We start from the raw sequence: 13,226 nt of genomic DNA on the forward strand, positions 1-13,226 counted from the left end.
CGCCCGGCCGCTCCTAGTACGCGCCACGGGCGCTCGCCACGGCGCGGAAGGTGCGGGCCAGGACGCCGACGTCAGCGGCGTAGGACCAGTTGTCCACGTACCTCAGGTCGAGCGCGACGGTCTCGTCCCACGACAGGTCGGACCGTCCGCTGACCTGCCACAGCCCGGTGATCCCCGGCTTGACCGACAGTCTGCGCAGCTCGGTCCCGTCGTAGCCCTCCACCTCCTCGGGCAGCGGCGGACGCGGTCCCACCAGTGACATGTGGCCGGCCAGCACGTTGAACAGCTGGGGCAGCTCGTCCAGGGAGTAGCGGCGCAGAACGCGGCCCAGCCGGGTCACCCGGGGGTCCTCGCGGATCTTGAACATCGCCCCGTCGTGCTCGTTCGCCGCCTCCAGCGCCGGGCGCATCCGGTCCGCGGCCTCCACCATCGTGCGGAACTTCCACATCGAAAACGGCCGCCGCCCCTGTCCGAGGCGGACCTGCCGGTAGAGCACCGGCCCCGGCGACGACAGGCGCACCGCCGCCGCCACGCCCAGCAGGACGGGTGAGAGCACCACGGCCAGCAGCAGCGCACCCGCTCCGTCGGTGATCCGCTTGAGCAGCACCGGCAGTCCCCGCCGGGGCGCCGGCTCCACATGGAGCACGGTCATCCCCGCGGCCCGGGCCAGCCGCAGCCGGTGCCGTGAGACGTCGACGAGGCCGGGCACGACGGCCAGGCTCCGGCCGTCGTCGTACAGGGCCCAGGCCAGACGGCGCAGCCCCTCCCCCGTCGTCCACCGCCCGGGGACTACGAAGACCGTGTCGGCACCGAGTTCCGACGCGCGCCCGAGGACCGCGGCGGTGTCCACGGCGTCCACGGCCTCTCCGGCGCCCCCGGGCACGCAGCCGCCGACCACCACGTACTCGTCGTCGGTGCGGGCGCCCATCCGGGCCATCAAACCGTCCGCGGCTCCCGCCTCCCCCACCACCAGCACCCGCCGCAGTCCCCGCGCCTGGCGCCGCAGCGCCAGGGTGCGCCGGTACGCCAGCCTGCGGTGGGCGGAGGTCAGTGCCAGGCAGGGAAGGAGCGCGGGCAGCCACGCTCCGGCCGACACCTCCAGCCGCACCGCGACACACACCGTGGCGAGCAGGCCCAGCATCGCCAGCCAGTCGCGGAGCACCGGCAGTACGGCTGCGCTCTCCCCCGCCGCGTAGCGGCCCCTCAGTGCCGCGATCAGCGGCCACGCCACGCCGACGACCGCAGCGGCCGGCAACGGCCCCGGCCCTCCCTCCGCGGCGCCCAGCGCGCCGGCCGGCAACGCGGCACCCAGCACATCCACCGCCAGGGCCGGTGGAAGACGCCGGCCCGCCTCCGGTCTCCCCCTCGTCTTCCGTCTCCCGTCCCGCGCGCGGACGCGTAACGGCTCGGCTAAGCCCGCGGGCGCTTCGGCGACCCGCGTTCCGGCAGCCTCGAACAAGGTCCTGCCCCCCTACTCGGTCGGCGTCCCCTTCCCCCGCTCGGCCGGCTGGTGCCGGCTCCGCACTCGCCTCCGTACCGAGTGTGAAGACTAGAACACACTTGCCGATTTTCGCGGCTGTTCACCCAAGTTGTCGATGTCTGCGACTTCGGGTTCACAAGGCGCCCGGGGATCATCCGCGGGTGTTCGGTCGTGTTCCCCGCCCGGCCCCGTACGCCTCGCCGCCCAGCTCCAGCCGGGCGGTACCCGCGGTGGCGTCGGCGAGCCAGGATCGGAAGGCTGCGACCTCGGCCTCGGGCAGCCCGATCTCGATGGCGACCTCGGCGCCGTAGTGCACGCCGCGCACATCCCGGCCACCGGTGCGCAGATCGTTCTCGACCCGGCCCGCCCGCCGGTGGTCCACCGTGACCGTGGCCAGCCGCATCCGCCGCCGGGTGACGGTGCCCAGCGCGTCGAGGGCCTCGCCGACCGCACCGCCGTAGGCCCGGATCAGCCCGCCGGCGCCCAGCTTCACCCCGCCGAAGTAGCGGGTGACGACCGCGACGGCGCAGCGGACCTCGCGGCGCAGCAGCATCTGGAGCATGGGCACGCCGGCCGTGCCGCCGGGCTCCCCGTCGTCACTCGCCTTCTGCACACCGGCGTCGGCGCCGATGACGTAGGCCCAGCAGTTGTGGGTGGCGTCCGCGTGCCGCTCGCGGACCCGGGCGACGAACGCCCGCGCCTCCTCCTCGGTGGCGGCGGGTGCGAGCGCGCAGATGAAGCGCGACCTGTTCACCTCGGTCTCGTGCACGCCCTCGCCCGCGACCGTCACGTACTGCTCCCGCATTCCGCCCACCCTACGGTCCGCCGCGGGGAATGGCCCGGCCGGGCCTCCGGTTGGCAGGAGCATGTACGGAGACTCAGAGACAGTCCGCAGGATCCTGACCGAGGCCGGCGACACCTGGGCGGTGGTCGGCCTGTCGTCCAGCCGCGGCCGCGCCGCCTGGGGCGTGGCCGCCGCGCTCCAGCGGTTCGGCAAGCGGATCGTGCCCGTCCACCCGAAGGCGGAGACGGTGCACGGCGAGCGGGGCTACGCCTCCCTGGCCGAGATCCCCTTCCCCGTCGACGTCGTGGACGTGTTCGTCAACTCCTCGCTGGCCGGCGGCATCGCGGACGAGGCTGTGGCGGCCGGGTCGAAGGCCGTCTGGTTCCAGCTCGGCGTGGTCGACGAGGCGGCCTACGCGCGAACCCGCGCGGCGGGTCTGGAGATGGTGATGGACCGCTGCCCGGCCATCGAGATCCCGCGCCTGGGCTGAGCGCCCTCCCCGGGGCGCGACCCGCCCGGGGGCGGGGCGCGACCCGGAGTCGGGGACAGGGCCGGGGTCAGGCCAGTTCCAGCACCAGCTTGCCGATGTTCTCCCCCCGGAAGAGCATCTGCAGCGTCTCGGGGAAGTCGTCCACGGTGCCCCTGACCACGTGCTCCTTGACCTTGACGCGACCCTCGCCGATCCAGCCGGCGATCTCCTGCGCGGCCTGCCCGTAGCGCTCGGCGTAGTCGAAGACCACGAAGCCCTCCATCCGGGCCCGGCGGACCAGCAGGGACAGGTAGTTCGACGGGCCCTTGACCGGGGTGGCGTTGTTGTACTGGCTGATCGCGCCGCAGATCACCACGCGGGCGTGCATCGCCAGGCGGGCGAGGGCGGCGTCCAGGATGTCGCCCCCGACGTTGTCGAAGTAGACGTCGATGCCGTCCGGCGCGTGCTCGCGCAGCGCCTTGCGCACGTCCTGCGCCCGGTAGTCGATCGCCGCGTCGAAGCCCAGCTCATCGGTGAGCATGGCGCACTTGCGCGGCCCTCCGGCGATGCCCACGACCCGGCAGCCCTTCGCCTTGGCGATCTGCCCGGCGATGGTGCCCACCGCGCCCGCGGCACCGGAGACCACCACGGTCTCGCCATCCTCGAGCGCCCCGACGTCCAGCAGGCCGAAGTACGCCGTCATGCCGGGCATGCCCAGCGCGCCCAGATACGTCGAGGGCGGGGCGAGCGCGGTGTCGACCTTCATCGCGCCCCTGCCGTCGGAGACGACGTGCTCCTGGACGCCGAACGTGCCCACCACATGGTCGCCGGGCCGGTAGTCGGGGTGGTTCGACGCGGTGACCTCCACGACCGACCCCGCGCGCATCACCTCGCCGATGCCGACGGGCGGCAGGTAGGAGGGGCGGTCGTCGAGCCATCCCCGCATGGCGGGGTCCAGCGAGATGACACGGGTGCGGCCCGCGAAGCGGCCCGGCCCGGGATCCTCCACGGGCACCGAGCGGTGCTCCCAGTCCTCGGGCTTCACCTCTCCGGCGGGACGGGCCGCCAGGCGGATCTGGTGGTTGGTCGCTGGCATGGGGCCTCCTGCTCGATCGAGACTCCCTGTACCGTACCGACCGGTAGGTACGAGGTCGATGTGATCTGCGACACCATCGACCCCGGAGCGGCCCGGAGCGGCCCCGGCCGTCAACCGTCAGCCGTCGGGCAGCCGGCCCACGAAGCGGCGTCTGATCAGCCGCCGCTCGGCCGCGGTGGTGCCGCCCCACACCCCCTCGGTCTCGCCGTTCCTGACGGCCCAGTCCCTGCACTGGGGCATGACGGGGCAGCCGAGGCAGACGGCCCGCGCCCGCGCCGTCTGCCGCTCCGCCAGGCCGCCGTCGCCGATGGGGAAGAAAAGCTCGGGATCCTCGCCGCGGCACGCCGCGGACTCACGCCAGCCCATGTCAGCGCAGCGGCCGCCGGGAGCGGGGAAGCCGCCGGGAGACCGCCCGGCACGCGCGGAAGGGGAAGAAGTCGGAAACGCTCACCGGAACCTCCGAGGAATCGGGGCGGCCCGCAGGCGGGCAGCCCGAAGACCCCCGCGGCGCGCTGGTGCGCCGCAGAGCCCGGCAGGGGCGTTGATGTCCAAATATAAAGGAATGTTCCGGTAAAGGTCATGTTCCGGTTTCGCCCCTCACCAGGCGGTGCAGGGCGAGCCGGGCCGGACCCGCGTAGAGGACGAGCGCCGGCAGCGGCCCCTCCATGCGCAGCTCGGTGCCGGTGCGCCCGCCGGGCAGGACGGCGACCGCGTGGTGCAGGCGCATCCGCACGGGCCCGGCCTTCACCCGCCAGGCCCACCGCCGCCGCACCTCATCGACCTCCTCGACCGTGAAGGCGACAGGCACCCCCGGCAGCGAGACGACCTCGCCCTCCATCCCGGACGCGATGCGGTCGCCGCGCACGCGCACGGACCGGATCTGCGGGGACCAGGTGGGCCACAGCTCAGGCCGCGCGTAACGTTCCCACACGTCCTCGGCCGGGGCCCGCCCGATCGCCCGCAGGGTCATCCGTGCCATGTCGGTCGGCTCCTCGTCACGGAGGGGCGGCCGGGCACGGCATGCGCCGGGCCGTTCCCCTCACCCGTCGGAGTAACTGAGTTCCCCCAGGGTCCAACTGCTCACCTCGCCGATGGCGACGCGGTACATGCCGCCGGTGTCGGGGAGGCCGTAGCTTCCCTGGAGGATGCGTGCGACGTGCAGGTGCAGATGGGTGGGCCTGCCGCCGCCGTGCGGGCCTTCCTCCCCGGACGGCCCGAACAGCTCGGCGAACGGCTTCAGACGCTCGGAGTCCCGCAGGACCTCGGCGACCCGCGCCTTCCAGACGGTCTCGGGCGCCAGCCTGCCGGTGATGACCGCGCCGGGGACCACCACGGTGAGGGGCATCTGGTTGCTCCGCTCGGACTCCACCTTCTCGGCGATGGAGACGAGCAGGTCATCGTGGTTCGACATGCGGGCAGAGTAACGCCCGCGGCGGTGGTCAGTCGCCGGTGCGGGCGGTGTGGAGGCCCAGACCGCCGAGCACCCGCGCGCCGGGCAGGCCGGCCAGGACCTCGCCGGGCACCAGCAGTTTGCCGCGGCGGCACCCGGAGCCGACGACGGCGTACGGGGTGTCGGCGACCGCCGCGTCCACCAGCAGGGGCCAGCCCCGGGGCAGGCCGATCGGGGTGATGCCGCCGTACTCCATGCCGGACTCGCCGACGGCCGTCTCCACGGACGCGAACGAGGCCTTTCGAGCGCCCAGTTCGCGCCGGACGGTGCGGTTGACGTCGGCGCGGGTGCAGGCGAGGACGACGCAGGCGGCCAGGGTGGTCTCCTGGCCGCGGCGGGCCGCGACGACCACGCAGTTGGCGGACTGCTCGGGCGGGATGCCGTGGACCTCGCCGAAGCGGGCGGTGTCGGCGTCGTCCGGGTCGCTGTCGACGTAGACGATCCCGTCGGCCGGCACGGGGCCGCGCAGCGCGGCGGCGACCGGCGGGGCCAGCAGGCCGAGTTTTTCGGTGACCGGCCAGGCGCCGGTGAAGTTCCCGATGGGGGCGCGCATGGCGTGTACGGTAGCAGCCGCCCGCGCGCCCTCCGCGCGGGACGGAACCGAGGGCGGAGCGAGCCGCGCGGTGGGGGTCAGAGCCAGTGGTTGCGGGCCACGTACAGCAGCAGTGCCAGGCCGTGCAGGGCGACGGCGAGGAGCAGCAGCAGGCGCAGGGTCCGGTCGTTCATGGCGTACGCATCCCGTCGGTGCTTCCTGTCCGGTCGGCGGGCGGGGCCGGGACCGTTCCGTGACCGGCCGCCCGGTCCAGCCTGCCCGCTTCCGGCCCGGGGGTCTCCGGCCCGGGGGTCTCCAGGCCGGCCAGCGCCGCCAGCTGCCCGGGGGTGACGCCCTCGGGAACCGGCACCGGCGGCGGGGTGCGCAGCGGGGGCAGCCAGCCCTCCCGCGGGTCCCAGCGCCGTACGACCCTGGCGGGCGCGCCCGCGACCACGGCGTGGTCGGGCACCTCGCCCCGGACGACCGAACCGGCCGCCACCACCGTGTTCCGCCCCAGCCGCGCGCCCGGCAGCACCACCGCTCCCGTGCCCAGCCAGCTGCCCGCGCCAATCTCCACCGGCGCCGAGCGCGGCCACTGCCTGCCGATCGGCTGGTGGGGGTCGTCGTAGGAATGGTTGGTGGAGGTGATGTAGACGTACGGGCCGCAGAAGACGTCGTTCCCGATCGTCACGCCCGCTCCCGCTCCGTGGGCGACCACATGGCTGCCCCGGCCCAGGACCACCCCGTCGCCCAGCCTCAGCACCGTGTCCGGTCCTAGGTCGAGGTCCGGCATCATCCCGGCGGTCAGCGTGACCTCGGCGCCGACGACGCAGTACGCGCCCAGCTCGATCCACTCGGTGCCGAACAGCGTGCCCTGCGGGAAGGCCAGCCGGGTCCCCTCCCCGATGCCGCGAAAGGCGTACGGTCCGGGGTGCTCGGCCGAGACGGCGCCCGCCCGCTGCGCGTGACGCCACAGCCCGTGCACGGCGCGGGAGGTCGCGCGGGACAGCAGGGAGGAGAACACGTTCCTGTTCTTGGGCACCCGATCACGTTAGACGCCCGGGCGGGCGGCACACCGCCCGCCGTGCTGTGATTCCCGCCCCACCCATCCCTTACGGTGCCGTTGGAGAAGGTGATCGGCACACGGCCGTGCGCGGCACGGCGGGCGGAAGAGGACACGGATGGAACGGCGGGCGATGATCGCGGGCGTGGTGGGCAGGGAGCCCGGGATCGATCCGGAGGCGTACGTCGCCCCGACGGCCGTGGTGGTCGGCCAGGTGTCGCTGGGGCCCGGCGCGAGCGTCTGGTACAACGCGGTGCTGCGCGGCGACTGCGACGCGATCACCGTCGGCACGGACAGCAACGTGCAGGACAACTGCACCGTCCACGCCGACCCGGGCTTCCCCGTGGTCGTGGGCGATCGCGTCTCGGTGGGGCACAACGCGGTGCTGCACGGCTGCACGATCGGGGACGAGGTCCTGGTCGGGATGGGCGCGACGGTGCTCAACGGGGCCCGGGTGGGCGCCGGTTCGCTGGTGGCGGCCCACGCCCTGGTCCCGCAGGGCATGGAGGTCCCGCCCGGTTCCCTGGTCGCCGGGGTGCCCGCCCGCGTCAGACGGGAGCTGACCGAGGAGGAGCGGGAGGGCGTCCGCGTCAACGCCGCGGCGTACCGGGGGCTGGCCGGCGCGCACCGGGAGACGCTGGTCGTCCTGGAGGACGGCGAGGGCTGAGACCGCGGTACGCGCCCGGTACACGGAGCCCCGCGGGGCTCCGTGTACCGGGCGCGTACCGAAGCGGGGGCGGCCGTGATCCGGCCGCGGCGGCGGCTCTAGTGTTCTCGCCATGTGGCCAGGACAGCAGCCGCCCGGGGGCGAGCAGAACCCGCGGGACCCGCACAACCAGCAGCCCAACCCGTACCGGACGCCGGGTTACCAGGCTCCGAACCCCTATCAGACGCCGGGGTACCAGGCGCCCAACCCCTACCAGGGACCGGGCTACCAGGGCCCTGGCTACCAGGGACAGCCCGGCGGCCAGTGGGGGCAGCCGGGCGTACCCGGCGCACCGCAGCCGCCGCAGGGCGGCGGCAAGGGCGGAAAGAGGGGCCGGAACGCGGCGGTCGCCATCGTCGCGGCCGTCGCGGTGATCGCCGCGGCCGTGGTGACGGGCGTCCTCGTCCTCGCCGACGACGACAAGGGTGAGAAGGCCGCGGAACCCGGCGCCGGCGTCTCGCCGAGCCCCGAGCCCTCCGCCTCCGGGCAGGACGAGGACTCCGGGGCCGAGCGGGACGATCCGACCAATCCGCGCGACGGGGTCGCCCCGGAGAAGCCCGGCCCGGTGGTCTCCGGCTGGAAGGTCGTCACCAACGCCAAGCACCACAACGCCTTCGACGTGCCCGCCGACTGGAAGCTCGGCAAGGAGACGACGATCATCGGCTACGGGCAGAAGGACGAGGACGACCCCTTCTCCGGACCCCAGGTCGCCTTCAGCGCACCGGCCTTCCACAAGGAGGGCTGGTGCGAGGCCGGCAACAGCAAGTACACCCGGGCCACCGTCGGCAGCAAGGGCGGCCAGGGCTCCCGCAACACCGCCGAGGGCGCCGAGATCGCCGCGAAGAACTTCGCCTACTTCGCGTACGGCGAGCAGAAGGACACCGTCGAGCTGACGAAGGCGAAGAAGTTCTCCAACGAGCACGGCATCACCGGCCACACGGCGAGCGCCACGGCCACCGGGGTCGAGAAGGGGAACAAGTGTGACTCCGACGGCAGGGTCGTGACCGTCTCCTGGATCGACGGCAGCAACGACCTGCGCATCTGGCTCCTGATCACCGACGCCGGGGTCGACGACGAGGTGTCCCAGGACACCATCGACAAGATGACCGGCAGCCTGCGGCCGTACGCGGAGGAGGACTGACCGGCGAAGGGCCCGCCGGGGGCGGGGCGGTCCGGCGGCCGTCCCGCCCCGCCCGGGCGGGCCGCGACTACACGCTGCTGACGGCCGCCGCCGTGCTCGCCCTGGGCGGCGACGGCACCGACGCGGGCCTGGTCACCGCCGCCCGCACCGTCTGGGCCGGCCGGCGGCGCCGTGGGGCTGCTCGGTGCTGGTCGCGTTGCTGACGGCCGCGGTGCTGTGCGTGCCGGGAGTCCGCGGCCTGACCCGGCGGGACGGGACCGCGGCGGTCGGCGGTCAGCCGACGGTGAAGGAGCCCTCCGGCGGCTCGGGCGAGGGTGCCGCCTCGCTCTCCTGAACGGGGCGCGCGTTCGCGGTCAGCCGCTCCAGCGCGGTCCCGTGCACCACCCGGGCCGGAAACGGGTCGCCGGCCGCCAGCCGCGCCAGCCGCTCCACGGGCAGTCCGGCGCGGGATGCGGCCAGCACGGTGTTGCCGAACCGGCGGCCGCGCAGCACGGCGGGCTCGGCGATCAGGCACAGCCGCCCGGGTTCCTCGCCGAAGACCGTGCGGAAGCCGGCCAGTTGGGAGCGGAGAAAGCCGAAGGGCGCGGCGTCGGCGAGGTTGACGACGTAGACGCCGTCCGGCCGCAGCACCCCGGCCACGGCCCGGGCGTACGCCAGGGTGGTCAGGTGGGCCGGGACGCGGGAGCCGCCGAAGACGTCGGCGACCAGGACGTCCGCCGAGCCCGGGGGCCTGTCCCGCAGCGCGGTGAGGGCGTCCTCGGCCCGCACCCCGATGCCGCCGCCGGACGGCAGCGGCAGGTGCTCGGCGACCAGGCCGAGCAGAGCCCGGTCGGCGTCCACCACCTCCTGGCGGGAGCCGGGACGGGCGGCGGCGAGGTAGCGCGGCAGGGTCATGGCACCGCCGCCCAGGTGGAGGACGTCCAGCGGTGCGCCCGGGGCGGCGGCGCAGTCCAGGACGTGGGCGATCCGGCGCACGTACTCGAACTCCAGGTGCGCCGGATCGCCGAGGTCCACGTACGACTGGGGGGCGTCGTCGACGGTGAGCAGCCAGGCGCGCGGCCGGTCCACGTCCGGCAGCAGCCGGGCGGTGCCCTGGTCCACGGCCCGGCGTACGGGCACCGGCTCCCCTGCCGTCCGGTCGTCCGCCGTCCGGCCCTCCACTGCCTTGTCCATGGTCCCATTGTCCCGGCGTCCCGGCCGGCCGTTGGGCGGGGTGGGCGGCGGCGCCGGGCAGCGGGCGGGTCGCGGACCTCACAGCGGGCAGACCGGGACGTATGTCACCCGTGTCGGTTACGCTCGCCCGGTGCCCGTCCCCGCTCCCCGGCCCGTCGGACCCGCCGCCCGGTGCTCCGCGGTGCTGTTCTCCCCATGGTCCCGCCTGTCCTTCCTCACCGTGCTGCTGGCCGCCGCCGCCACGACGGTGGCCCTCCACGAACCCCAGCAGCTTCTCGCCCGGGGTTGGCGTCCCCCGCTGACCGGAGGGGGCGCGCTGGCGCTGTTCGCCCTCGCGTACGGTCTGGGCACCGCGGCCCTCGTGCCCAGACCGGTGCTGAACCTGGCCTCGGGCGCCCTTTTCGGCGCAGCCCTGGGCACCGCCGCGGCGGTGGCCGGGACGGTGCTGGGGGCGGGGCTGGCCTTCGGACTGGGACGGCTGCTGGGGCAGGACGCCCTGCGCCCGCTGCTGCGCGGCCGCTGGCTGGCGGCCGGGGACCGGCAGCTCAGCCGCCGGGGCTTCCGCTCGATGCTGGTGCTGCGGGTGCTGCCGGGGGTCCCGTTCGCCGTCTCCAACTACGGCGCCTCCGTCAGCCGGATGCGCTGGTCCGCCTTCCTGTCGGCCACTGCGCTGGGCTGTGTGCCCAACACCGCCGCGTACGCCGTGGCGGGCAGCCAGGCCTCCACTCCGACCTCGCCCGTCTTCCTGGTCGCGTCCGCCTTCATCGCCGTTCCCGGAATGGCCGCCGCGGTCGTCGCCTGGCGCAGACGCGCCCGGCTGCGCGGGTCCGGGGCGCCGGCCGAGACCGCTGACGAGGCTGTGGGTCAGGCCGCGGCCGAGGCGCCGGGCCGGGCGGTCACCGAGCCGGTACGCGCGAACCCGCGACGTTCGCCCGTCGTTTCCCTCCCCGTTCCCGACCGGCCATAGCATCTGCCCGACCTGACCGATGATCACGAAATAGGGACGAGCACACCCCGACATGTCTTGGTTCGAAGCGTTCATCCTCGGGCTCGTCCAGGGGCTGACCGAGTTCCTTCCCATATCCTCCAGCGCCCATCTGCGGCTGACCGCGGTCTTCGCGGGATGGGAGGACCCCGGAGCGGCCTTCACCGCCGTCACCCAGATCGGCACCGAGGCGGCGGTGCTGATCTACTTCCGCAAGGACATCGCGCGGATCGTCTCCGCCTGGTTCCGCTCGCTGTACGACAGGGAGGCGCGCCGCGAGCACGACGCGAAGCTGGGCTGGCTGGTGGTCGTCGGCTCCATACCGATCGGCGTCCTCGGCCTGACCCTCAAGGACTACATCGAGGGCCCCTTCCGCGATCTGCGGCTGATCGCCACGACCCTGATCGTGCTGGGCGTCGTCCTGGGCGTGGCCGACCGGCTCGCGTCCCGTGACGCCTCCGGCGGGCGCCACCGTGCCGTGCGGGAGCGCAAGTCGCTGGAGGGGCTGACCGTGCGCGACGGCCTGCTGTACGGCATGGCCCAGGCGATGGCGCTGGTCCCCGGGGTGTCCCGCTCGGGCGCGACGATCAGCGGCGGCCTGTTCATGGGCTACTCCCGGGAGGCCGCCGCCCGCTACTCCTTCCTGCTGGCCATCCCGGCCGTCCTCGCCTCCGGCCTGTTCGAGCTGACGGAGATCGGCGAGGGGCACGTCTCCTGGGCGCCGACGCTCTTCGCGACCGCGCTGTCCTTCCTCGTGGCCTACGCGGTCATCGCCTGGTTCATGAAGTTCATCTCCACCAGGAGCTTCATGCCGTTCGTGGTCTACCGGATACTGCTGGGCCTGCTGATCTTCGCCCTGATCGCGGCCGGGGTGATCTCCCCGCACGCGGGCGAGGCGGCGGGCTGACGCCCGAAGGGGGCGTCCGCCGGGCCGCCCCCGGTCTCACCGGCCCTCGGTGAGACCGTCCTCGTCCGCGCCCCGGCTCAGCACCGCCTCACGCACCCGCCTGTGCACCTCCGGGAAGTTCTCCCCGGTGGCGCGCACCACGCGGAAGGGCGGGCCCATGTCGGAGTGTCCGACCAGGAACTCGGCCCCCGTGACGGTCCAGCGCCCCTTCTCGGGGCTGAAGGTGAAGCGGGCCATGGAGCCCTCGTTGCCGCTGCGCTTGTCCTCGGGGACGAAGCTGGCGATCTGGTCGCCCAGACCGTAGACCACCCAGGTGCCGTTCACCTTCTCGTACGGCTGGGGCACGTGGTTGTGGGTGCCGATCAGCAGGTCGACGTCCGCGTGTCCGCCGGTGCGCGCGGCGGTGAGCCTGCGGGCCAGCTCCTTCTGCGTCGCGTCGGGCGCCTGCTGCCACTCCGTTCCCCAGTGCAGGCTGACGATCACCACGTCGGCCCCGGCGCGGCGGGCGGCGCGGGCGTCGGCGAGCACGCGCTCCGGCTCCAGCAGGCTCACCGCCCACGGCCGGTCCTCGGGGAGCGGGATGCCGTTGGTGCCGTAGGTGTACGACAGATGGGCGATCCGGGCGCCGCCGGCCTCCAGCAGTGCCGGGCGGGCGGCCTCCGCCGAGTCGCGGGCGGTGCCCGTGTGCTGCACTCCCGCCGCGTCCAGCGCGTCGAGGGTGCGGCGCACGCCCTCGACGCCGTCGTCGAGGCTGTGGTTGGAGGCGGTCGAGCAACTGTCGTAGCCGGTGGCCCGCAGGGCCTTCGCGAGCTGGGGCGGGGAGCGGAACAGCGGATAGCCGGTGAAGGGGCCGTCCTCGTCGCCGTAGGGCGTCTCCATGTGGCACAGCGCGATGTCGGCGGGTTCGACCACCGGTTCCACGCCCGCGAGGATGCGGGTGAAGTCGTGCCCGGCGCCACCCGCGTCACGCCGGGCCTGCTCGACGATCGACGGGTACGGGATGATGTCGCCGGTCGCCACCACGGTGAACGGCCTGCCCTCGTCCGCCCGTGCGGCCCGGTCCTCCCCCGGGGCGCCGCCGGACGCGGTGCACGAGGCGGGTGCGGCGAGCGCCAGTACGGCGGCGGCCGTGGTCACGAGGCGTATCCGACGGCTCCGGCGTATCCGGTGCACCGCCTCGCCCTCGCCCGTACGCCCGGCCGTCCGCCGCGCGCTCCGTCCGGCCGCCGTCCCCGCTGGTGCGATCCGGCGCATTCTTCGCCTCCCGTGCGTCCTGGCACGCCGCCTCGGGGCGGTCGCGCCGTCCTCCTCTCCGGCAGCGTGGGCGGCGGCGGGGTGTGCGGCACCTTCGGCGGCCGTCCGCTGCTCCGGCCGGGCGAAGGGATCGCGCGGCTGCCGGAACGAGGGGCGTGACGGGCGACATGAGGGGCAGGGGCGGCA

15 protein-coding genes and 1 pseudogene are annotated in these 13,226 nt (G+C 74.4%); 6 read left to right on the top strand and 10 right to left on the bottom strand.

Translation table 11 applies throughout. The annotated features are described in order from the left end of the window. Window positions 1-13: 13 nt before the first annotated feature. Window positions 14-1,255 (bottom strand): sugar transferase, encoded by a 1,242-nt coding sequence (locus tag ACGRHY_RS01535; protein WP_394633577.1) that lies wholly within the window; start codon window positions 1,253-1,255, stop codon window positions 14-16. 376 nt (window positions 1,256-1,631) lie between these two features. Further along, window positions 1,632-2,285 (bottom strand): YigZ family protein, encoded by a 654-nt coding sequence (locus tag ACGRHY_RS01540; protein ID WP_394633578.1) that lies wholly within the window; start codon window positions 2,283-2,285, stop codon window positions 1,632-1,634. A 61-nt stretch (window positions 2,286-2,346) separates the two neighbouring features. On the opposite strand from ACGRHY_RS01540, the gene ACGRHY_RS01545 reads away from it, so the two are divergent. Next, complete coding sequence (locus tag ACGRHY_RS01545; protein ID WP_394633579.1) at window positions 2,347-2,754, top strand: CoA-binding protein; 408 nt, start codon at window positions 2,347-2,349, stop codon at window positions 2,752-2,754. Window positions 2,755-2,821: 67 nt separating this feature from the next. Here ACGRHY_RS01545 and ACGRHY_RS01550 read toward each other — a convergent pair whose 3' ends face one another. The 6 genes from ACGRHY_RS01550 to ACGRHY_RS01575 form a co-directional block, all read right to left on the bottom strand. After that, a complete protein-coding gene (locus ACGRHY_RS01550) occupies window positions 2,822-3,829 on the bottom strand; it encodes an NADP-dependent oxidoreductase (protein ID WP_394633580.1) in 1,008 nt (335 codons plus the stop codon). 117 nt (window positions 3,830-3,946) lie between these two features. Further along, the gene (locus ACGRHY_RS01555; protein WP_394633581.1) at window positions 3,947-4,195 is read right to left on the bottom strand and encodes a WhiB family transcriptional regulator; all 249 of its coding nucleotides are present in this window, start codon (window positions 4,193-4,195) and stop codon (window positions 3,947-3,949) included. A gap of 211 nt (window positions 4,196-4,406) precedes the next feature. Continuing rightward, window positions 4,407-4,808, bottom strand: a complete 402-nt coding sequence (locus ACGRHY_RS01560) for an SRPBCC family protein (protein WP_394633582.1) — start codon at window positions 4,806-4,808, stop codon at window positions 4,407-4,409. A gap of 60 nt (window positions 4,809-4,868) precedes the next feature. Further along, a complete protein-coding gene (locus ACGRHY_RS01565) occupies window positions 4,869-5,240 on the bottom strand; it encodes a GvpU-like protein (protein WP_394633583.1) in 372 nt (123 codons plus the stop codon). Between the two features lie 28 nt (window positions 5,241-5,268). Next, window positions 5,269-5,832, bottom strand: coding sequence for a YbaK/EbsC family protein (locus tag ACGRHY_RS01570; protein ID WP_394633584.1), 564 nt, complete (start codon window positions 5,830-5,832; stop codon window positions 5,269-5,271). 169 nt (window positions 5,833-6,001) lie between these two features. Beyond that, window positions 6,002-6,853: an acyltransferase gene (locus ACGRHY_RS01575; protein WP_394633585.1), complete on the bottom strand. Its 852-nt coding sequence runs from the start codon at window positions 6,851-6,853 to the stop codon at window positions 6,002-6,004. 139 nt (window positions 6,854-6,992) lie between these two features. Between ACGRHY_RS01575 and ACGRHY_RS01580 the strand changes: the two genes are divergently transcribed. The 3 genes and pseudogenes from ACGRHY_RS01580 to ACGRHY_RS01590 all read left to right on the top strand — a co-directional run. Beyond that, window positions 6,993-7,541 (top strand): gamma carbonic anhydrase family protein, encoded by a 549-nt coding sequence (locus ACGRHY_RS01580; RefSeq protein ID WP_394633586.1) that lies wholly within the window; start codon window positions 6,993-6,995, stop codon window positions 7,539-7,541. A gap of 112 nt (window positions 7,542-7,653) precedes the next feature. Next, window positions 7,654-8,721 (top strand): DUF8017 domain-containing protein, encoded by a 1,068-nt coding sequence (locus ACGRHY_RS01585; RefSeq protein ID WP_394633587.1) that lies wholly within the window; start codon window positions 7,654-7,656, stop codon window positions 8,719-8,721. Next, window positions 8,718-8,873, top strand: a pseudogene (locus ACGRHY_RS01590) (MFS transporter); the annotation flags it as partial. The gene ACGRHY_RS01585 and the pseudogene ACGRHY_RS01590, both read left to right, overlap by 4 nt. Before the next feature lie 121 nt (window positions 8,874-8,994). On the opposite strand, the gene ACGRHY_RS01595 reads toward ACGRHY_RS01590, so the two are convergent. Then, complete coding sequence (locus tag ACGRHY_RS01595; RefSeq protein ID WP_394633588.1) at window positions 8,995-9,894, bottom strand: spermidine synthase; 900 nt, start codon at window positions 9,892-9,894, stop codon at window positions 8,995-8,997. On the opposite strand from ACGRHY_RS01595, the gene ACGRHY_RS01600 reads away from it, so the two are divergent. Further along, on the top strand, window positions 9,893-10,861 hold the full coding sequence (locus tag ACGRHY_RS01600) for a TVP38/TMEM64 family protein (RefSeq protein ID WP_394633589.1): 969 nt from the start codon (window positions 9,893-9,895) through the stop codon (window positions 10,859-10,861). The two genes, ACGRHY_RS01595 and ACGRHY_RS01600, sit on opposite strands and share 2 nt — an antisense overlap. Window positions 10,862-10,913: 52 nt before the next feature. Beyond that, window positions 10,914-11,786, top strand: a complete 873-nt coding sequence (locus ACGRHY_RS01605) for an undecaprenyl-diphosphate phosphatase (protein ID WP_394633590.1) — start codon at window positions 10,914-10,916, stop codon at window positions 11,784-11,786. Window positions 11,787-11,822: 36 nt separating this feature from the next. Here the strand turns inward: ACGRHY_RS01605 and ACGRHY_RS01610 are convergent, their stop codons facing one another. Then, window positions 11,823-12,959, bottom strand: coding sequence for a CapA family protein (locus ACGRHY_RS01610; protein WP_394637879.1), 1,137 nt, complete (start codon window positions 12,957-12,959; stop codon window positions 11,823-11,825). Between the last annotated feature and the right edge of the window lie 267 nt (window positions 12,960-13,226).

Origin of the sequence: Streptomyces shinuiensis, from assembly GCF_043660855.1 — a bacterium.
GTDB lineage: Bacteria > Actinomycetota > Actinomycetes > Streptomycetales > Streptomycetaceae > Streptomyces.